We start from the raw sequence: 20141 nt of genomic DNA, 5'->3' as shown, positions 1-20141 counted from the left end.
CGCTGTTCCGCATGAGCGCACACCACCAGGGCCACCACGGTCACGCACACCACCACCACGACGACACCCACATGGACTGGACCGAGCTGCTGCCGCTGCTGGAGCAGGGCGCGGAGCTCCAGAGCCCGCTGTACCGGCAGGCCGTGGCCTGGCTCGGCGAGCTGGCGCCGGCGGCCGGCGTGCGCCGCGTCCTCGACGTCGGCAGCGGCCCGGGCGTGCTGTCCTGCCTGCTCGCCGAGGCGTTCCCGTACGCGGAGGTCGTCGCCGTCGACGGCACGCCCGAGCTGCTGGAGCGCACCCGGGAGCGGGCCCGCGCCGCGTCGCTCGACGGGCGGATCACCACCCTGAACGCCGACCTCCCCGGCGGCATCGCCGACCTGGGCGACGCCGACCTGATCTGGGCGGCCGACTCCCTGCACCACCTGGGCGACCAGCGCGGGGCCGTCGCCGGACTGGCCGGACTGCTGCGCCCCGGCGGGCTGCTGGCGGTCGTCGAGGGCGGGCTGCCGACGCGGCGCCTGCCGAGGAACCCGGGCATCGGGCGCCCGGGCCTGGAGGCGAGGATCGACGCGGTGCACGCGGAGTGGTTCGCCGAGATGCGGGCGGCGCTGCCGGGCGCCAAGGAGGAGGTCGACGACTGGCGGGCGCTGCTCGCGGACGCGGGGCTCGTGCCGAGCGGCACCCGCTCGTTCCTCCACGACGTGCCCGCCCCGGTCACCGACGCGGTGCGGGAGCAGGTCGTGGCCACGTTCGCGCGGTCGCGCGACGGGCTCGGTGAGCGGCTCACGCCCGAGGACCGGGCCGCCCTGGACCGGCTGCTCGACCCCGAGGAGCCCCAGGGCCTGCACCGGCGGCCGGACCTGTTCGTCCTGACCGCCCGCACGGTGCACACGGCCCGCCGGGGCTGAGCCGCCGGTCCGTCACGGCAGCAGGGGCGTGGTGTCCTGGTAGGGGTTGACCGGCTCGGGCACCCGCTCCACGCTCCGGGCGTCGAGCGCCACCTGGGCGGTCGCCGTGCCCAGTTCGCCGCCGCCACCGGGGTGCCACGTGCCCGTCACGGTCACCCAGGTGTCGGCGGGGGGCGCGGGCCTGCCGTGGACGCGGACGCGCAGCGACCGGGAGTCGGCCGCGCAGCAGCTCACGACGAGCCGGGTGAGGTACCAGGAGCCGTCCTTGGCGGAGCCGTCCTTCGCGGGCGTGACGAACCCGGTCATCAGCACCGTACGGCCGGCCAGGCTCCGCTCCCGGTCCTGCTGGACCCGCGCGATGAACCCGGACAGGGCGAGCGGCGCGGGGTCGGCGTCCGGCAGGGGGTCGAACTCCGACACCCGGGCGACCGCGTTGTCGGTCTCGCGCGCCGCGGTGTACGAGCCGAGCGCGGGCGGGGCGTACAGCAGCAGGGCCAGGACGGGCAGGAAGAGCACCCAGGCGACCCGCGGCCCGCCGTCGTGCCCGTGCCCGTGTCCATGCCCGTGCCCGTCGTCCACCGGTCCCTGGTCGTCCGCCCGTTCCCGGTGCTCCGGCCGCCGGGGCGCGAACGGCAGCCCGTCCCGTACGGCGCTCACGACGCCCAGCACCAGCAGCAGCACGGCGGAGGCGATCAGGAAGGGCCGCAGCCCCTCCTTCACGTACCGCAGGTAGACCTGGCTCAGCAGCGAGATGTGCAGCACGGCCGAGCCGGTGAGCAGCAGCAGCGCCGCCTGGATGTGCCGTCTCACAGCAGCCACCACCCGGTCAGACAGGCGCACGCCACGGCCACCACGGCGGTCGCGGCCGAGAAGCGCACGGCGAAGGCCCGGCCGAAGGTCCCGGCCTGGAGGGCGATCAGCTTCACGTCGACCATGGGGCCCACCACCATGAAGGTCAGCCGTGCGGTGGGGGAGAAGCCGGTGAGCGACGCGGCGACGAAGGCGTCGGCCTCCGAGCAGACGGCGAGCACGATGGCGAGCGCGGCGAGGAACAGCACCGACAGCCAGGGGGAGCCGGCGAAGGCGTCCAGGACGGAGCGCGGTACGAGCACGTTGAAGGTGGCCGCCGCCATCGCGCCGACGACCAGGAAGCCGCCCGCGTGCAGGAAGTCGTGCTGGAAGCCGAGCCGGAACTCCTCCCAGCGGCTGTGCCCGGCCCGGTGGCCCGTGTGCCGCGCGGGCATCGACAGCCACTCGGCACGGCCCCACTTCAGCCACAGCCAGCCCATGGTGGCCGCCGTCACGAGGGAGGCGACGAGCCGGGCGGCGACCATGCCCGGCTGCCCGGGGAAGGCGACGGCGGTCGACACCAGGACCACGGGGTTGACCGCGGGCGCGGAGAGCAGGAACGCGAACGCCGCGGCCGGGGTGACCCCGCGCCGGATCAGGCTCCCCGCGACCGGCACGGAGGCGCACTCGCAGCCGGGCAGCACCACGCCCGCGGCCCCGGCGACCGGCACCGCGAGCGCGGGGTTGCGGGGCAGCGCCCGGCTGAAGACCCGTGCGGGGACGAAGGCGTTGACGGCCCCCGAGACGATGGTGCCGAGGAGCAGGAAGGGCAGCGCCTGCACCGTGAGCGCCACGCAGACGGTCTGCCAGGCCCGGAACCCGGGGTGGTTCAGCACGGGGAGCGCCAGCGCGCCGATCAGCAGCAGCGACACGGCTCCGGTGACGGCGACGGACGACGGTATCGCGCCCGGCGGGCGCTCGCGCACGGGGGCGGCTCGGTTCATGGAGCCACACCCTAGCCGCAGCGGCGAATGACAATCATTTCACCCTACGGATCGACCGCTCCTCGCGGACAAGGGTGAGCGATACCCTGAAAGGGGCATAACGGGCACTCCTGAGGGGGTTGGTCCCATGTCGACAGGCACGCTCCTGGCGATCGTCATTCCCGTCGCGCTGATCCTCGCCGCACTGGCCGTGATCGCCTTCCTGGGCTTCCGCAGCCGGCGCCTGCGCGAGCGGTTCGGGCCGGAGTACGACCGGACGGTCGAGGACGCCGGAAGCCGGCGCGCGGCCGAGCGCGACCTGAGCGCACGCGAGAAACGCCACGACGAGCTGGACATCAAGCCTCTGCCGGGCGAGGTCCGGGACCGCTACACGCGGAACTGGACCGAGGTGCAGGGCGAGTTCGTGGACCGCCCGGAGGAGGCCGTGCAGGACGCGGACCTCCTGGTGACCTCCCTGATGAGGGAGCGCGGCTACCCGACGGAGGGCCTCGACCAGCGGCTGAGGGACCTCTCGGTCGAGCACGGCCGCACGATCGAGCACTACCGGGCCGCGCACGAGGTCAACAGGCTGAGCATGAAGCACCAGGCCACGACCGAGCAGTTGCGCGGGGCGATGGTGCATTACCGCGCCCTCTTCGACGAACTGCTGGCCGACGGGGGCCAGTCCCGCCGGGCCCCGGCCTGAACCCGGAAGCGGAGAGTCGCGCCCGCGCGCCCGGACCGGCGCGTACCGCGGGCGCCTGTCGCGGTGGAGGAGGAGAGATGCGACGCCAGGACATACCCGGGCCCGGCGAGAGCGGGCCGGCCACCGAGCTGTCCACCGAGGACATCGCCCGGCCGGGCAGTGCGGGCGGTGGCCTGGAGGGGCGGCCGGACGCCCCGGCCCATCCCCTCCGGAGCGCGGCGGAGCCGGCCGGTCCAAAGCCGCCCACGGCCCCCGAAGTGGCCGTGCCGAGCGATGAGGACGAGACGCCACAGCTCCTGGCCGGGGGCGACGAGGAGGGCTTCCGGGACCGCTGGCAGGAGATCCAGACCCGGTTCGTCGACGATCCGCGCGATGCCGTGCACCAGGCCGACGCCCTCGTCACCGACGTCATGCGGCAACTGGCCTCGACCTTCGCCGAGCACAAGAAGGACCTGGAGGGTCAGTGGAACCGCGGCGAGGAGGTCGACACCGAGGACCTGCGCAGGGCGCTGCGCCGGTACCGGTCGTTCTTCAACCGCCTGCTGACCACCTGACCCACCGGCCGGCCCCGCACCACGACCGGCGCGGCCGCCCCCGGGCCACCGCGCCGGCGGACGGCGCCGTGGCTCAGTCGTCGCCGAACGTGGCCGGGTCCGGGCCCAGCCGCCTGCCCTCGTCGAGGGCGGCGAAGGCCGCCAGGTCGTCGGCGTCCAGCTCGAAGCCGAAGACGTCGATGTTCTCCCGGATGCGGGAGGGGGTCGAGGACTTCGGGATCACGACGTTGCCGAGCTGGAGGTGCCAGCGCAGCACCACCTGGGCGGGCGTGCGCTCGTGCTTCCGGGCGACCGCCACGACCGTCGGGGCCTCCAGCAGGCCCCGGCCCTGGCCCAGCGGCGACCATGCCTCGGTCCGGATGCCGTGGCGGGCGTGGAACTCCCGCGACTGCGCCTGCTGGAGCTGGGGGTGCAGCTCGATCTGGTTGAGCACCGGGACGACGGAGGTCTCGTCCATCAGGCGCTCCAGGTGCTCGGGCAGGAAGTTCGAGACACCGATCGCCCGGGCGCGGCCGTCCGCGAGGATCTTCTCGAACGCCTTGTACGTGTCGACGTACGCGTCCCGCGACGGCACCGGCCAGTGGATCAGGTACAGGTCGACGTAATCGAGCCCCAGCCTGGCCAGCGAGTCGTCGAACGCCCGCAGGGTCGAGTCGTGGCCCTGCTCGCTGTTCCAGAGCTTGGTGGTGACGAAGATCTCGTCGCGGGCGATGCCGGAGGCGGCGATGGCCTCGCCGGTGCCCTTCTCGTTCCCGTAGATCGCTGCGGTGTCGATGCTGCGGTACCCGGCCTCGAGGGCCGTGCCCACCGTCCTGGCCGCCTCGTCGTCGGGCACCTGCCAGACACCGAAACCGAGCTGCGGCATGGACACGCCGTTGTTGAGGGTGATGGAGGGGACCTTGCTCACGAGCGGTCGATCCTTACGTCGTCGGTCTGCTACTCCCAGGGACAACGACCACATCCTGGAACGTGTTCCCGCCCCGTACCGGAACCGTTCCCCCGACCGGGTCCGGTCCATGCCCCCCCTCCCGCGCACGTCACTGAACGCGGTACGGCCATCTGAACCCGCGCCCGGGGACGGCTCACCGGTACAGGGCGTCGACCTCCGCCGCGTAGGCCGCCTCGATGGCCTTCCGTTTCAGCTTGAGCGACGGCGTCAGCAGCCCGTGCTCCTCCGAGAACGGGTGGGCCAGGATGCGGAAGGTCCGGATCGACTCCGCCTGTGACACCAGGGTGTTGGCCGCCACCACCGCCCGCCGTATCTCCGTCTCCAGTGACGGGTCCCGCACCAGCTCGGCGGGCGGCAGGGGCACGCGGTTCTGCATGGCGAGCCAGTGCTCGACGGCCTCCTGGTCGATGGTCACCAGGGCGGCCACGTACGGGCGGTCGTTGCCGACCACGATGCACTGCGCCACCAGGGGGTGGGACCGCACCCGCTCCTCCAGGGCGGCCGGCGACACGCTCTTGCCGCCGGAGGTCACCAGGATCTCCTTCTTCCGCCCCGTGATGGTCAGATAGCCGTCCTCGTCGAGCGACCCCAGGTCACCGGTCGCCAGCCAGCCGTCGTGGAGCACGGCGGCGGTCGCGGCCGGGTCGCCCAGATAGCCGGAGAAGACGTGCGGCCCGCGCAGCCACACCTCCCCGTCGTCCGCGATGTGCACCGTCGTGCCCGGGATGGGCGGGCCGACCGTGCCGTACTTCGTCCGCTCGGGCGGGTTGGCCGTGGCCGCCGCCGCCGACTCCGTCAGGCCGTAGCCCTCGTACACGGTCACGCCCGCGCCCTCGAAGAACAGCCCGAGCCGCCGCGCCATCCCCGAACCGCCGGACATGGCGTGCCGCACCCGGCCGCCGAGCGCCTCGCGGACCTTGCCGTACACCACCTTGTCGAAGAACTGGTGCTGCACCCGCAGCGCGGCCGACGGGCCGGGCCCCAGCCCGAACGCCTTGTTCTCCAGCGCCTCCGCGTACCGCACCGCCACCTCGACGGCCTTGTCGAAGGGGCCCAGCCTCCCGTCCGCCTCCGCCCGGCGCCGTGCCGCCTGGTACACCTTCTCGAAGATGTACGGGACGGCCAGCACGAACGTCGGCCGGAACGCGGCCAGGTCGGCCAGCAGCGGCCCGGCCGCGAGCTGCGGCTGGTGGCCGAACTTCACCCGCTTGCGGACCGCCGCGACCTCCACCATCCGCCCGAAGACATGGGCGAGGGGCAGGAACAGCAGCGTCGACGCCTCGTCGCCGGGCTTGGAGTGGAAGACCTGCTCCCAGCGGCCGACCAGCGTGTCCGCCTCGAACATGAAGTTCGCGTGGGTCAGCACGCACCCCTTGGGGCGGCCCGTCGTCCCGGAGGTGTAGATCACCGTGGCGACCGACTCGGGCGTCACCGCGCGCCGGTGCCGGTGGACCACGTCCTCGTCGATGCGGGAGCCCGCCTCCGTCAGCTCGCCGACGGCCCCAGCGTCGAGCTGCCACAGCCGCTTCAGCCGGGGCAGCCGGTCGATCACCGAGCCGATGGTCATGGCGTGGTCCTCGTGCTCCACCACGCACGCGGTCACCTCGGCGTCGTGCAGCATCCAGTGGACCTGGTCGGCCGAGGAGGTGGGGTAGATGGGCACCGACTGGGCCCCGACGGTCCACAGCGCGAAGTCGAACAGCGTCCACTCGTAGCGCGTCCGCGCCATGATGGCGACCCGGTCCCCGAACCGGACGCCCTCGGCGAGCAGGCCCTTGGCGAGCGCCAGCACCTCGTCCCGGAACCGAGCGGCCGTGACATCGGCCCAGCGGCCGTCCGTCCCCTTGCGGCCGAGGACGACCCGGTCCGGGTCGTCCAGCGCGTGCTCGAAAACGGAGTCAGCCAGTCCGCCAACCAGGGGAGCCGCAGCCACGGGTGGGACGGTGAACTCGCGCAATGGCCTGCTCCTTGGGGGGTGCTCCGCACGGCGGAGGGTGACGGTACCCCACGCCGGACCTGCGCGGGAGGGCCTTCGCGAACCCCGCCCGTACGACATCGCCACAGGTCAGAAGCTAAGTGCCCGGCCACGGCGGTTGCCATGCGTCCACTACTGACCGCCGGGTAAGTAGCGGGTACCGTAATCTCCACGGAATCTGTACGACCCGCTCACGCACCGTTACCTGCCCCGCTACCGGTGCAGCCGGTCGCCGCCCGCCAGGATCGCCGCCGCCAGGGCGTCCGCCGCCTCCTGGGCACCGCCCCGGGGCCGGCCGTGGAGGAGGACGAAGTCCACCCCGCCCAGCTCCGGCAGGCCGGCCCGGGCGGGGACGGGAGCCAGACCCGGCGGGACCAGGCCACGGGTGTGGGCCATCACGCCCAGGCCCGCCCGGGCGGCCGCGATCAGCCCGCTCAGGCTCGCGCTCGTGCAGACGATCCGCCAGGAGCGGCCGTGCGCCTCCAGCGCCTCCAGCGCACGCGCCCGGGTGATGCCCGGCGGCGGGAAGACGATGAGCGGAACCGGGCGATCCGGGTCCAGGCGCAGCGCCGGCGCGCCGATCCACGTCAGGGTGGACTGCCAGACCAGACGGCCGTGGGTGTCCCCGCCGCGCCGCTTGGCGAGGACCAGGTCCAGCCGGCCCGCCGCCAGCTTCTCGTGCAGCGTGCCCGACAGGCCCACCGTCAGCTCCAGGTCCACCTCGGGGTGCTCGCGCCGGAACGACTCCAGGATCTCGGGCAGCCGGGTCAGCACGAAGTCCTCCGACACCCCGAACCGCAGCCGCCCCCGCAGCCGCGTCCCCGTGAAGAACGCCGCCGCCCGCTCGTGCGCCGCCAGGATCGTCCGGGCGAAGCCGAGCATCGCCTCCCCGTCCTCGGTCAGCTCCACGCTGTGCGTGTCCCGGGTGAACAGCGCACGCCCCGCCGCCTCCTCCAGCCGCCGTACGTGCTGGCTGACCGTCGACTGGCGCAGCCCGAGACGGCGGGCGGCCTGGGTGAAGCTCAGGGTCTGCGCCACGGCCAGGAACGTGCGCAACTGCGTCGGCTCGTACACACCGCCAGGCTAGCGCCGGTCATCGCGGAACGTGATGACAGTCAGAGCGGTGTACCGGATTCCCGATCGGCTCGATCAGGTGGACGATGGGCGGGGTACGACCCGAACCCGAGAGCACGTGGAGCACATGAGCCGCCGACCCCTGTCCTGGCCGCCGATCGACCCGTACCTCCTGGCGCTGGTGGGGACGGTGGCCCTCGCGGCGCTGCTCCCCGCCTCGGGTGCGGCCGCCGACGCCGTCGGCGGGGTCTCGACCGGCGCCGTCGCGCTGCTGTTCTTCCTGTACGGGGCACGGCTGTCCACCCGGGAGGCGCTGGACGGCCTGCGCCACTGGCGGCTGCACGTGACCGTGCTGGCGGCGACGTTCGTGGTCTTCCCGCTGCTGGGGCTGGCCGCGGAGGGCCTGGTCCCGGCGGTGCTGACGCCCGCCCTGTACGGCGGGCTGCTGTTCCTGTGCCTGGTGCCCTCCACGATCCAGTCGTCGATCGCCTTCACCTCCATGGCGCGCGGCAACGTGCCCGCCGCGATCTGCGCGGGCTCCTTCTCCTCGCTGGCCGGGATCGTCCTCACGCCCCTGCTGGCGGCCCTGCTGCTGGGCGGTTCCGCCGGCGGGTTCTCGGCCGGTTCACTGCTGCGCATCGTCGCCCAGTTGCTGCTGCCGTTCCTGGCGGGCCAGGCGCTGCGCCGCTGGGTGGCCGGCTTCCTCACCCGGCACAAGAAGGTGCTCGGGTACGTCGACCGCGGCTCGATCCTGCTCGTCGTCTACACGGCGTTCAGCGCGGGCATGGTCCAGGGCGTCTGGCACCAGGTCACCCCCGCCCGGCTGGCGGCCCTGCTGGGCGTCGAGGCGGTGCTCCTCGCCGTGATGCTGGCGCTGACCTGGTACGGGGCCGGACGGCTCGGGTTCGGCCGGGAGGACCGGATCGCGATCCAGTTCGCGGGGTCGAAGAAGAGCCTCGCGGCGGGCCTGCCGATGGCGAGCGTCCTGTTCGGCGCGCACGCCTCGCTCGCCGTCCTGCCGCTGATGCTCTTCCACCAGATGCAGCTCATGGTGTGCGCGGTCGTCGCGAAACGCCGCGCGAACGACCCGGCGCCCCAGTTGTCGGCGGCGGACCCGGGCCGTGCGGAGCCGGTCCACCGCTGACGGCCGCCGTCACGGGACGAGGACGTCCACCGTGCCGCCGCCGGGGCCGTACGCCCACCGACCGCGACCGGTTCGCCGCCCTCCTGGAACGGATCGCCCACCCCACCGCCCGGTGATGATCACGCAGGCGGATACCGTGAGGCCATGCCCTCATTCGACGCCCCGGACACGGCCCGGTGAACCGCACCTGGATACGCCCCGGCGCCACCCGCCCCTGCTCCCTGGTCGTCTGCCGCGGCTGCTGCTGCGGCGACGCCCGCAAGCGCCCCGGCACCGACCACGCCGGCCAGCTCGACCGGCTCCGCGCGGCCGCCGCGGCCTCCGGCGGCCGGCTCGCCGTCCGCACCAGTGACTGCCTGGGTCCGTGCGGCCAGGCCAATGTGGTGGTCGTCCAGCCCTCCACCGAGGGCCGCCGCAAGGGCGCCCGCGCCGCCTGGATCGGCTGGGCGCTCGACGACGACTGCCTGGACGACATCCTCGCCTGGGTCGAGGCGGGCGGGCCGGGCGTCGCGGCACCCCCGGACACGCTCACGCTCCAGATGATCGACCCGCCCCGCAGGTAGGGACGCGGAACCGGCCGGCACGGGGGCGCACCCCGTGCCGGCCGGCCACCGCACCGGCCCGTGCGGCCGGCCTCCCGGAGCCGGGTCAGCCGCGGGGGGCCGCTGCCTCCAGGGCGATCCGGCCCTCACCCGCGTACACGTTCATGTTCCGGCCGCGCAGGAAACCGACCAGCGTGAGTCCCGTCTCCGCGGCCAGGTCGACGGCGAGCGACGACGGCGCCGACACCGCCGCCAGCACCGGGATGCCCGCCATCACCGCCTTCTGCGCCAGCTCGAACGACGCACGCCCCGACACCAGCAGGATCGCCCGGTCCAGCGGCAGCCGGTCCTCCCGCAGGGCGTGGCCGACCAGCTTGTCCACCGCGTTGTGCCGGCCCACGTCCTCCCGCACGTCGAGCAGCTCGCCCGTCTCGGAGAACAGCGCCGCCGCGTGCAGCCCACCGGTCCGGTCGAAGACCCGCTGTGCCTCCCGCAGCCTGTCGGGGAGCGCGGCGAGCAGCCCGGGCTCCACCAGGAGCGGGGGAGTGTCGGCGATCGGGAAGCGCGCCGTGGTGCGCACCGCGTCCAGGCTGGCCTTGCCGCACAGGCCGCACGAGGACGTCGTGTAGACGTTCCGCTCCAGCGTGATGTCCGGAACGGTCACGCCGGGCGCGAGCCTGACGTCCACCACGTTGTAGGTGTTGGTCCCGTCGTCCTGGGCGCCGGCGCAGTACACGATGTTCCGTACGTCCGCCGCCGAGCCCAGCACGCCCTCGCTGACGAGGAAGCCGGCCGCCAGGGCGAAGTCGTCGCCCGGGGTGCGCATGGTGATGGCGAGCGGCTTGCCGTTGAGCCGGATCTCCAGAGGCTCCTCGGCGACCAGGGTGTCCGGGCGGGTCGAGACGGCTCCGTCCCGGATGCGGATGACGCGGCGGCGCTCGGTGACCCGTCCCATGCTGATCAGTCCCGGTTCTGAACGTGGTGGCAGCCGAAACGGCCCTTGACGCGGAGGTTGCCGTGGTCACCGTGCCGTCGTGCGGCGAGGTGACCCCGACGATCACATTGTCCTGCACGTACGGAGTCGGGTGGCGGCCGACTCCGCGGTACGCGCGGACCGTCGCCCGTCGCCCGTCGCCCGTCGCCCGTCGCCCGTCGCCCCTCGCCCGTCGCCGTGGCCGTGGCCGTGGCCGTCGTCGTGGCCGTCGTCGTCGCCGTCGCCGTGGCCGTGGCCGTCGTCGTGGCCGTGGCCGTCCCCGCCCGCCGCGCGTCGTGCGCCGTGCGCCGTCCGCCGTCCGACTCGTCCCACCCGCCCGCCGCCCGCGTGCCGGACCGGGGCCGCGGGACGCGCGCGCGGGTTTCCCTTCCGGGGCGGGCGGGACCGCGGATGTTGCGGACTCTCCAAGAGGCGGGCGTGAATCCTGTCGGATCGCTTGACCGGTTACTCATCAGTCGCTGGCGAAACTGGGTGGTTCCTGCACCCGCATGAAACCTTTCGCACACCAAGGGGGTCCCGGGCATGACGGGCACTCGTATCGCCGCGCTCGGGCACTACCAGCCCGCCAAGATCCTGACCAACGCCGACCTGGCCGCGCTCGTCGACACCAGCGACGAATGGATCACCAGCCGGGTCGGCATCAGGACCCGCCATGTCGCCGGCCCCGACGAGCCCGTCGACGAGATGGCCGCCCACGCGGGCGCCAAGGCGCTGGCCGCCGCCGGACTCGGCCCGGCGGACGTCGACCTGGTGCTGGTCGCCACCTCCACGGCCATCGACCGCTCCCCGAACACCGCGGCCCGGGTCGCCGCCCGGCTGGGTATGGGGTCGCCCGCCACCATGGACCTCAACGTGGTGTGCGCCGGCTTCACCCACGCGCTGGCCACCGCCGACCACGCCGTACGGGCGGGCTCGGCGACCCGCGCGCTGGTGATCGGTGCCGACAAGATGACCGAGATCACCGACTGGACCGACCGGACGACCTGCGTCCTGGTCGGCGACGGCGCGGGCGCGGCGGTCGTCGAGGCGGCGCCCGGCGAGGCCGGCATCGGACCGGTGCTGTGGGGCTCCGTCCCCGAGATGGGCCACGCCGTCCGCATCGAGGGCACCCCGCCGCGGTTCGCCCAGGAGGGCCAGGCGGTCTACCGCTGGGCCACCACGCAGCTCCCGCCCATCGCCCGCCGGGTGTGCGAGCGGGCGGGCGTCACGCCCGAGGAACTGGCCGCGGTCGTGCTGCACCAGGCGAACCTGCGCATCATCGAACCGGTCGCCCGGCGGATCGGCGCGGTCAACGCGGTGATCGCCCGCGACGTCACCGAGTCCGGCAACACTTCGGCCGCCTCCATCCCCATGGCGCTCAGCAAGCTGGTCGAGCGCGGCGAGGTCGCCTCCGGCGCGCCCGCCCTGCTCTTCGGCTTCGGCGGCAACCTGTCGTACGCGGGCCAGGTCGTCCGGGTGCCCTGACGGCGGAGCGCGCGTGCCGCCGGTCATCGTTTCCCTTGCCCGGCGCCGGTCACTCCTTGTCGCGTGTGACGACGACCAAGGAGCACAAGCGGTCGGTCCCGGGATCGCCGGTGGGCAGGGCGACCGGCAGGCCGGGGCCGGGCGGCGGGGCGGAGGACCGTGCCTCCGCGCGGAAGGCGGGCCCGCAGTGGTCGCCGGGGGACTCGCCGCCCGGGGGCGGGCAGCCGGCCGGGTGCCGCTCCCGCGCCGCGCAGTCCGGCGGCGCGGGTTCGGACGCGTAGGGGCTGGGCGGCGTGGCCGTGCCGGTGGTGCTGGCGAGGTACTCGGTGGCCGCGTAGCCGGCGCAGCCGACCACCAGGGTGCCCACCGTGAAGGCGCGCAGTGCCCTGCTCACCCCGGTCCCCTTCCCGCTCGGTCGCCCCGCCGGCCTTCCCAGCCGCTCGATCCGCCGTCCACCGTACGCGAGTTGGGCCGTGGCGAGCCTTTGTCCTGGCTGTGGAGAAAGTTGGCATGGATTGCCGCGCAACTTCTTCCCCCTGAGGCAAAGCGCTGCTACGTTCCCCCTCGAAAGCAGCACACCAAGGCCGGACACGACGGCGGGGAGGGGCGCGTGAGACGTATGACGGCTCGACCCGCCAACGCGCACCAGGCGCGACTTCTGCGGCTGCTGCGCGACGGCGGCCCCAACTCCCGCGCCCAGCTTGGCGACCAGGTCGACCTGTCACGCTCCAAGCTGGCCGTCGAGGTGGACCGGCTCCTGGAGACCGGGCTCGTGGTGGCGGACGGGCTCGCCGCGTCACGCGGCGGGCGGCGGTCGCACAACATCCGCCTCGCGCCCGGACTGCGCTTCCTGGGCGTCGACATCGGCGCCACCTCCATCGATGTCGCCGTCACCAACGCGGAGCTGGAGGTGCTGGGCCACCTCAACCACCCCATGGACGTGCGCGACGGCCCGGTCGCCGTGTTCGAGCAGGTCCTCACCATGGCCGCCAAGCTCCGGGCGTCCGGCCTCGCCGAGGGCTTCGACGGTGCCGGGATCGGCGTACCCGGCCCGGTCCGCTTCCCCGAGGGCGTACCGGTCGCGCCGCCGATCATGCCCGGCTGGGACGGGTTCCCCGTCCGGGAGGCGCTCAGCCAGGAGCTCGGCTGTCCGGTCATGGTGGACAACGACGTGAACCTGATGGCGATGGGGGAGCAGCACGCGGGCGTCGCCCGTTCGGTCGGCGACTTCCTCTGCGTCAAGATCGGTACGGGCATCGGGTGCGGCATCGTCGTCGGCGGGGAGGTGTACCGCGGGACGACCGGCAGCGCCGGCGACATCGGTCACATCCAGGTCGTGCCGGAGGGCCGCGCCTGCGCGTGCGGCAACCGCGGGTGCCTCGAGGCCCACTTCAGCGGCGCCGCGCTCGCCCGTGACGCCGAGGACGCGGCACGCGCCGGCCGGTCGGAGGAGCTGGCGCGGCGCCTGGAGGCCACCGGGCGGCTCACCGCCGTGGACGTCGCCGCCGGCGCGGCCGCGGGTGACGCCACCTCACTCGCGCTGATCCGCGAGGGCGGCAACCGCGTGGGCCAGGTCATCGCCGGGCTCGTCAGCTTCTTCAACCCGGGCCTGGTGGTGATCGGCGGCGGGGTGACCGGCCTCGGCCACAACCTGCTCGCCGCCGTCCGCACCCAGGTCTACCGCACGTCCCTGCCCCTGGCCACCGGCAACCTCCCCATCGTGCTGGGCGAGCTCGGCCCCGCCGCCGGAGTCACCGGCGCCGCCCGGCTCATCAGCGACCACCTGTTCTCACCCGCCTGACCCGTACCGGCCCGACCGCGCCCTCCTCGGCCCAGCAGGCCGCACCCGTACCCGTCCGGGCCCCACCAGCCTCACCGGCACCACCCGCACCGGCCGCAACACCCCGCGCACCGCACCACCGGCCCCACCCCGGCCCCCACCCCCCCCCCCCCCCGCCCCCCCCCCCCCCCCCCCCACCCCCCCCCCCCCCCCCCCGGCCCCCCCCCCCCCCCCCCCCCCCCGCCGAGGGGATTCGTCATGGCAACACCGGAACCACCCCTGCTCACCATGTCCGGCATCACCAAGTCGTTCCCCGGGGTACGCGCCCTCGACGGCGTCGACCTGGAGGTCAGGGCCGGCGAAGTCCACTGCCTCCTCGGCCAGAACGGCGCCGGCAAGTCCACCCTCATCAAGGTCCTGGCCGGGGCCCACCAGCCCGACGGCGGCACCATCGCGTGGCGGGGCCGGCCGGTGGAGCTGAAGTCGCCCGTCGCCGCCATGCGCCTCGGCATCGCCACCATCTACCAGGAACTCGACCTGGTGGAGGGCCTGTCCGTCGCCGAGAACGTCTTCCTCGGCCACGAACCCACCACCGCCGGGTTCGTCGTGCGCGGCCGCACCGCCCGCACCGCCGCCACCGCCCTGCTGCGCCGTCTCGGCCACCCGGAGATCGACCCGGCCCGGGCCGTGGGCGACCTGTCCGCCGCCCAGCGGCAGATCGTCTCCATGGCCCGCGCGCTCTCCCACGACGTACGCCTCATCGTCATGGACGAGCCGTCCGCCGCCCTCGACCCCGACGAGACCGCCAACCTCTTCCGGATCGTCGCCGACCTCACCGCCGACGGGGTCGCCGTCGTGTACATCTCCCATCGCCTGGAGGAGATCCGCCGCATCGGCGACCGCGTGACCGTCCTCAAGGACGGCCGAGCCGTCGCCGGGGGCCTGTCCGCCGAGGACACCCCGACACGCGACATCGTTGCCATGATGACCGGCCGGAACGTCGAGTACGTCTTCCCCGAGCGCCGCCCGACCGCGCCGGGGCCCGCGGGAGCCCCGCTGCTGAGGGCCGAGGGCCTCGCCCGGGAGGGGGAGTTCGCGCCGGTCGACCTGGAACTGCGGCCCGGCGAGATCGTCGGCCTCGCCGGGCTCGTCGGCTCCGGACGCTCCGAGATCCTGGAGACCGTCTACGGCGCCCGGCGCCCCACCGCCGGACGCGTCCTGGTCGACGGCCGCCCGCTGCGCCCCGGGAGCGTACGCGCCGCCGTCCGCGCCGGACTCGGCCTCGCGCCCGAGGAACGCAAGGCGCAGGGCCTGCTGATGCTCGAATCCGTCACGCGCAACGTCTCCGTGTCGTCCCTGGCCCGCTTCTCCCGTGCCGGCTGGATCGACCGCACGGCCGAACGCGCCGCCGCCCGCGCCGCCACCCGCGACCTGTCCCTGCGCCCCGACAACCCCGACGCCCGCGTCCGCACCCTCTCCGGCGGCAACCAGCAGAAGGCCGTCCTCGCCCGCTGGCTGCTGCGCGGCTGCCGTGTCCTCCTCCTCGACGAACCGACCCGCGGCGTCGACGTCGGAGCCCGTGCCGAGCTGTACGCCGTGATCCGCCGCCTCGCCGACGACGGGCTCGCCGTCCTGCTCGTCTCCAGCGAGATCCCCGAAGTGCTGGGCCTCGCCGACCGGGTGCTGGTGCTGCGGGAGGGCCGCGTCGTGCACACGGCGCCCGCCCGGGAGCTCGACGAACACCGCGTACTCGACCTTGTGATGGAAGGGAGCCCGACGCCATGACGCAGCCCGCGCCGGTCACGACCGCCGAACCCCGGGAACCCGCCGGCAAAGCCGGTGGACGACCGCCCCTGGGGCTGCGGGCCGACGTCCGCAACCTCTCCCTGCTCGGTGTCCTCGCCGTACTGATCGCGATCGGCGGCATCACCCGGCCCGACCAGTTCCTCGACACCTCCAACCTCCAACTGGTGCTCACCCAGGCGTCCGTCATCGGCGTCGTCACCGTCGGCATGACGTTCGTCATCACCAGCGGCGGCATCGACCTGTCGGTCGGCGCGATCGTCGCGCTGGCGTCCGTGTGGGCGACCACCGTCGCCACCCAGGAGTACGGTTTCGCCGGCATCCTCTTCACGGCGGTCGTGGTGGGCCTCGGCTGCGGCCTCGTGAACGGCGTGCTCATCGCGTACGGCGGGATGGTGCCCTTCATCGCCACGCTCGCCATGCTCGCCTCGGCGCGCGGACTCGCGCTCCAGATCACCGACGGCAAGACCCAGATCGTCACCGTCCCGTCGGTCCTCGACCTCGGCGTCCCGGACGCCTACGTCCTCGGTATACCGCCGCTGGTGCTGGTCTTCGCCGCCGTCACCGTCATCGGCTGGCTGGTGCTGAACCGGACGACGTTCGGACGGCGCACGGTCGCGGTCGGCGGCAACGCGGAGGCGGCCCGGCTCGCCGGCATCGACGTACGCCGCCAGCGCCTGTACCTCTACCTCCTGTCGGGGCTGTGCTGCGGCATCGCGGCCTTCCTGCTGATCGTCCTGGCGGGCTCGGGCCAGAACACCAACGGCAACCTGTACGAACTCGACGCGATCGCGGCCGCGATCATCGGCGGCACCCTGCTCAGCGGTGGACGCGGCACCATCGCCGGCTCCGTGCTCGGCGTCCTCGTCTTCACCACCATCACCAACATCTTCGCCCTGAACAACCTCCAGAGCGACGTCCAGCAGATCGCCAAGGGCGCCATCATCGTCGCCGCCGTCCTCGTCCAGCGCCGCACCGCACGCGACACCGCCGAGTCCTGACACCCCCCGGCCCCCATCACCAGCCTCTCACCCCCCTTTCACCGCTCCCCTTTGTGCGCCCCTACCGGAAGGGTCCCACCGCCATGCCAGAAACCAGCCGCAGAGGACTGCTGTTCGGCACCGCCGCCGTATCCGCCGGCGCCCTGCTGACCGCCTGCACCAGCAACGAACCCAAGAACCCGGCCCCCGCCAACAACGCCCCGGCCGCCGACGACAAGCCCGGCGCGCCCGTGACCATCGGGTTCGCCGGCCCGCAGGCCGACCACGGCTGGCTCAACGCCATCAACGTCAACGCCAAGCAGCGGGCCGAGAAATACTCCGAGGTGACCCTGGAGATCACCGAGGGCTCCAACGACACCGCCACCCAGATCGGCCAGATCCAGACCCTCATCAACAAGAAGGTCGACGTCCTGGTCATCCTGCCGGCCGACGGCAAGGCGCTCACCCAGGTCGGCCTCCAGGCCATGAAGGCCGGCATCCCGGTGATCAACCTCGACCGGATCTTCGCCTCCCCGCAGGCCTACCGCTGCTGGATCGGCGGCGACAACTACGGCATGGGCCTCAACGCCGGCCGGTACATCGGCGAACAGCTCAAGGACAAGCCCGACGCCAAGGTCGTCGAACTGGCCGGGCTGGACAACCTGGAACTGACCAAGCAGCGCACCCAGGGCTTCGACGACGCCCTGAAGAACTATCCCAACATCAGGAAGGTGGCGCGGCAGGCCGCCGAGTTCACCGTCGAGTCCGGCCAGGCCAAAATGGCCCAGCTCCTGCAGGCGCAGCAGCAGTTCGACGCGCTGTGGAACCACGACGACGACCAGGGCGTGGGCGCGCTGCGCGCCATCCAGCAGGCCGGCCGGGACGACTTCCTGATGGTCGGCGGAGCGGGCGCCAAGTCGGCGATGGACGCCATCAAGGCCGGCGACGGCGTGCTCAAGGCGACCGTCCTCTACCCGCCCACCATGGCCGCCTCCGCCATCGACCTGGCACGGGCGCTGGGCCAGAAGAAGGGCGTCGGCGGCATGTCGGAGCTGGAGATCCCCGCGTCGATCACCCTCTACTCGGCCGTGGTCACCAAGGAGAACGTCGACGAGTACCTGCCGACGGGCTTCAACTGACCCGGCTCTGCCCGCCCCCACCGAGCAACCGACGAGGAGGAACCCGTATGGCGCAGCAGGAACGCACGGCGCGGCAGGAACGGACGATCGGCATCGGCATGGTCGGGTACGCGTTCATGGGCGCCGCCCACTCACAGGGCTGGCGCACCGTGGGCCGCGTCTTCGACCTGCCGCTGCGGCCGGTGCTCGCCGCGGTCTGCGGCCGGGACGCCGCGGCCGTCCGGGCGGCCGCCGACCGGCACGGCTGGGCCGCGGCCGAGACCGACTGGCGGGACCTCGTCGCACGCGACGACGTCGACGTGGTGGACATCTGCACCCCCGGGGACAGCCACGCCCGGATCGCCATCGCCGCCCTGGAGGCGGGCAAGCACGTCCTGTGCGAGAAGCCGCTGGCCAACACCGTGGCCGAGGCCGAGGCCATGGTGGCGGCCGCCGAGCGGGCCCGGGCGCGCGGCCGGGTCGCCATGGTCGGCTTCAACTACCGCCGCGTGCCCGCCATGACATACGCCCGGGACCTGATCGCCGCCGGCCGCCTGGGCGCGCTGCGTCACGTACGGGTGACCTACCTCCAGGACTGGCTGGTCGACCCGGACTTCCCGCTCACCTGGCGGCTGGAGCGGGAGCACGCAGGGTCCGGGGCGCTCGGGGACCTGGGCGCGCACATCGTGGACCTCGCGCAGTTCCTGGCGGGGGAACCGCTCGTGGGGGTGTCGGCGCTCACCGAGACCTTCGTGCGCGAGCGGCCGCTGCTCGCCGGGGCGTCGGCCGGGCTCTCGGCGTCGGGGGGCGCCGAGCGCGGGGCCGTCACCGTGGACGACGCGGCCGTGTTCACGGGGCGGCTGGCGTCGGGGGCGCTGGTGTCGTTCGAGGCGACCCGGATGGCGGCGGGCCGCAAGAACGCGCTGCGGCTGGAGGTCAACGGGGAGCGGGGGTCGCTCGCCTTCGACCTGGAACGGCTGAACGAGCTGTCGTTCTACGACGGAGGCGACCCGGCCCCGTCGGCCGGCTTCCGGCGCATCCTCGTCACCGAGCCGGACCACCCGTACCTGGAGGCGTGGTGGCCGCCCGGTCACGCCCTCGGCTACGAGCACACCTTCGTCCACCAGGCGCGCGACCTCCTCCACGCCATCGCCTCGGGCACCGAGCCGGCGCCGTCCTTCGCGGACGGGCTGCGGGTGCAGCGCGTGCTGGCGGCGGTGGAGGAGAGCGCCGAGAAGAACGCCGTCTACACCCCCGTACCGGCCTAGGAGGCATGTGGTGCCACGTCCCTTCACCCTCTTCACCGGCCAGTGGGCCGACCTTCCGCTGGAGGAGGTCTGCCGCCTCGCGCGTGACTTCGGCTACGACGGTCTCGAACTCGCCTGCTGGGGCGATCACTTCGAGGTCGACAAGGCGCTGGCCGACCCCGCCTACCTGGACGGGCGGCGGGCGCTGCTCGACAAGTACGGACTGAAGTGCTGGGCGATCTCCAACCACCTGGTGGGCCAGGCCGTCTGCGACCACCCCATCGACGAGCGGCACCGGGCCATCGTGCCGGGGCGGGTCTGGGGCGACGGCGACCCCGAGGGCGTGCGGCGGCGGGCGGCGCGCGAGCTGGCCGACACCGCCCGGGCGGCCGCGGCCTTCGGGGTGCGTACGGTCGTCGGTTTCACCGGGTCGTCGATCTGGCACCTGGTGGCGATGTTCCCGCCGGTGCCGGAGCGGATGATCGAGCGCGGGTACGAGGACTTCGCCGAGCGGTGGAACCCGGTCCTGGACGTCTTCGACGCGGAGGGCGTGCGGTTCGCCCACGAGGTCCATCCGAGCGAGATCGCCTACGACTACTGGACCACGCAGCGGGCCCTGGAGGCGGTGGACCGGCGCCCGGCCTTCGGGCTGAACTTCGACCCGAGCCACTTCGTGTGGCAGGACCTGGACCCGGTCGGGTTCCTGTACGACTTCCGGGACCGGATCTACCACGTGGACTGCAAGGAGGCGCGGCGGCGGCTCGACGGCCGCAACGGCCGGCTCGGCTCCCACCTGCCGTGGGGCGATCCGCGGCGCGGCTGGGACTTCGTGTCGGCAGGGCACGGGGACGTGCCGTGGGAGGACGTCTTCCGGATGCTGCGCTCGATCGGGTACGCGGGGCCGGTGTCGGTGGAGTGGGAGGACGCCGGGATGGACCGGCTGACCGGTGCGCCGGAAGCGCTTGCCACGCTGAAGCGGTACGACTTCGACCCGCCGGCCGCCTCCTTCGACGCCGCGTTCGGCGGCGACGGCTAGGGCGGGGCCGCAGGTCACCGGCCCGGTGGCGGGTGCCGCCACCGGGCGGTCCGGCCTGCCCGCCCACGGCTTTGTCCAGCGCCGGGAAAAAGTCC

19 protein-coding genes are annotated in these 20141 nt (G+C 73.6%); 12 read left to right on the top strand and 7 right to left on the bottom strand.

The window, feature by feature from the left end; genetic code table 11:
* The first annotated feature begins 11 nt into the window (after positions 1-11).
* Positions 12-908, top strand: coding sequence for a class I SAM-dependent methyltransferase (locus E2B92_RS11550; RefSeq protein WP_126886751.1), 897 nt, complete (start codon positions 12-14; stop codon positions 906-908).
* A 12-nt stretch (positions 909-920) separates the two neighbouring features.
* On the opposite strand, the gene E2B92_RS11545 is transcribed toward E2B92_RS11550, so the two are convergent.
* Positions 921-1718: a TIGR03943 family putative permease subunit gene (locus tag E2B92_RS11545; RefSeq protein WP_126886752.1), complete on the bottom strand. Its 798-nt coding sequence runs from the start codon at positions 1716-1718 to the stop codon at positions 921-923.
* Positions 1715-2701: a permease gene (locus tag E2B92_RS11540; RefSeq protein WP_235023789.1), complete on the bottom strand. Its 987-nt coding sequence runs from the start codon at positions 2699-2701 to the stop codon at positions 1715-1717. Before E2B92_RS11540 ends, E2B92_RS11545 begins: the two co-directional genes overlap by 4 nt.
* Positions 2702-2828: 127 nt before the next feature.
* Between E2B92_RS11540 and E2B92_RS11535 the strand changes: the two genes are divergently transcribed.
* Positions 2829-3386 (top strand): hypothetical protein, encoded by a 558-nt coding sequence (locus E2B92_RS11535; RefSeq protein ID WP_126886753.1) that lies wholly within the window; start codon positions 2829-2831, stop codon positions 3384-3386.
* 77 nt (positions 3387-3463) lie between these two features.
* The gene (locus tag E2B92_RS11530; protein ID WP_126886754.1) at positions 3464-3940 is read left to right on the top strand and encodes a hypothetical protein; all 477 of its coding nucleotides are present in this window, start codon (positions 3464-3466) and stop codon (positions 3938-3940) included.
* A gap of 73 nt (positions 3941-4013) precedes the next feature.
* Here the strand turns inward: E2B92_RS11530 and E2B92_RS11525 are convergent, their stop codons facing one another.
* The 3 genes from E2B92_RS11525 to E2B92_RS11515 all read right to left on the bottom strand — a co-directional run bounded on the left by E2B92_RS11525 (position 4014) and on the right by E2B92_RS11515 (position 7938).
* The gene (locus E2B92_RS11525; protein WP_126886755.1) at positions 4014-4847 is read right to left on the bottom strand and encodes an aldo/keto reductase; all 834 of its coding nucleotides are present in this window, start codon (positions 4845-4847) and stop codon (positions 4014-4016) included.
* A gap of 175 nt (positions 4848-5022) precedes the next feature.
* Positions 5023-6822 carry an AMP-dependent synthetase/ligase gene (locus E2B92_RS11520; protein WP_126886756.1) on the bottom strand — a complete coding sequence of 600 codons (1800 nt, stop codon included), beginning with the start codon at positions 6820-6822 and terminating at the stop codon, positions 5023-5025.
* A gap of 255 nt (positions 6823-7077) precedes the next feature.
* The gene (locus E2B92_RS11515; RefSeq protein WP_126886757.1) at positions 7078-7938 is read right to left on the bottom strand and encodes a LysR substrate-binding domain-containing protein; all 861 of its coding nucleotides are present in this window, start codon (positions 7936-7938) and stop codon (positions 7078-7080) included.
* Positions 7939-8065: 127 nt separating this feature from the next.
* Here E2B92_RS11515 and E2B92_RS11510 point away from each other — a divergent pair, with 127 nt between their 5' ends.
* Together E2B92_RS11510 and E2B92_RS11505 are read left to right on the top strand one after the other, a co-directional pair.
* The gene (locus E2B92_RS11510) at positions 8066-9082 is read left to right on the top strand and encodes a bile acid:sodium symporter family protein (protein ID WP_126886758.1); all 1017 of its coding nucleotides are present in this window, start codon (positions 8066-8068) and stop codon (positions 9080-9082) included.
* Between the two features lie 176 nt (positions 9083-9258).
* Positions 9259-9645, top strand: a complete 387-nt coding sequence (locus E2B92_RS11505; protein WP_126886759.1) for a (2Fe-2S) ferredoxin domain-containing protein — start codon at positions 9259-9261, stop codon at positions 9643-9645.
* An 85-nt stretch (positions 9646-9730) separates the two neighbouring features.
* On the opposite strand, the gene fdhD is transcribed toward E2B92_RS11505, so the two are convergent.
* Positions 9731-10579, bottom strand: a complete 849-nt coding sequence (gene fdhD / locus E2B92_RS11500; RefSeq protein ID WP_126886760.1) for a formate dehydrogenase accessory sulfurtransferase FdhD — start codon at positions 10577-10579, stop codon at positions 9731-9733.
* Positions 10580-11140: 561 nt separating this feature from the next.
* Between fdhD and E2B92_RS11490 the strand changes: the two genes are divergently transcribed.
* Complete coding sequence (locus E2B92_RS11490) at positions 11141-12082, top strand: beta-ketoacyl-ACP synthase III (RefSeq protein ID WP_126886762.1); 942 nt, start codon at positions 11141-11143, stop codon at positions 12080-12082.
* A gap of 49 nt (positions 12083-12131) precedes the next feature.
* On the opposite strand, the gene E2B92_RS11485 is transcribed toward E2B92_RS11490, so the two are convergent.
* A complete protein-coding gene (locus E2B92_RS11485) occupies positions 12132-12476 on the bottom strand; it encodes a hypothetical protein (protein WP_126886763.1) in 345 nt (114 codons plus the stop codon).
* A 225-nt stretch (positions 12477-12701) separates the two neighbouring features.
* Here E2B92_RS11485 and E2B92_RS11480 point away from each other — a divergent pair, with 225 nt between their 5' ends.
* From E2B92_RS11480 to E2B92_RS11450, 6 genes are all read left to right on the top strand, one after another.
* Complete coding sequence (locus E2B92_RS11480) at positions 12702-13883, top strand: ROK family transcriptional regulator (protein WP_126886764.1); 1182 nt, start codon at positions 12702-12704, stop codon at positions 13881-13883.
* A 237-nt stretch (positions 13884-14120) separates the two neighbouring features.
* A complete protein-coding gene (locus E2B92_RS11470) occupies positions 14121-15647 on the top strand; it encodes a sugar ABC transporter ATP-binding protein (protein ID WP_126886765.1) in 1527 nt (508 codons plus the stop codon).
* Positions 15644-16666, top strand: a complete 1023-nt coding sequence (locus E2B92_RS11465) for an ABC transporter permease (protein ID WP_126886766.1) — start codon at positions 15644-15646, stop codon at positions 16664-16666. Before E2B92_RS11470 ends, E2B92_RS11465 begins: the two co-directional genes overlap by 4 nt.
* 83 nt (positions 16667-16749) lie before the next feature.
* Positions 16750-17784: a substrate-binding domain-containing protein gene (locus E2B92_RS11460; protein ID WP_126888762.1), complete on the top strand. Its 1035-nt coding sequence runs from the start codon at positions 16750-16752 to the stop codon at positions 17782-17784.
* 47 nt (positions 17785-17831) lie between these two features.
* On the top strand, positions 17832-19031 hold the full coding sequence (locus E2B92_RS11455; RefSeq protein ID WP_126888761.1) for a Gfo/Idh/MocA family protein: 1200 nt from the start codon (positions 17832-17834) through the stop codon (positions 19029-19031).
* Positions 19032-19041: 10 nt separating this feature from the next.
* Positions 19042-20046: a sugar phosphate isomerase/epimerase family protein gene (locus tag E2B92_RS11450; RefSeq protein ID WP_126888760.1), complete on the top strand. Its 1005-nt coding sequence runs from the start codon at positions 19042-19044 to the stop codon at positions 20044-20046.
* The last annotated feature ends 95 nt before the right edge of the window (positions 20047-20141 follow it).

The organism is Streptomyces sp. WAC05374, from assembly GCF_004353505.1.
Taxonomy (GTDB): Bacteria; Actinomycetota; Actinomycetes; order Streptomycetales; family Streptomycetaceae; genus Streptomyces.
This window is presented reverse-complemented; position numbering and strand designations above follow the sequence as displayed.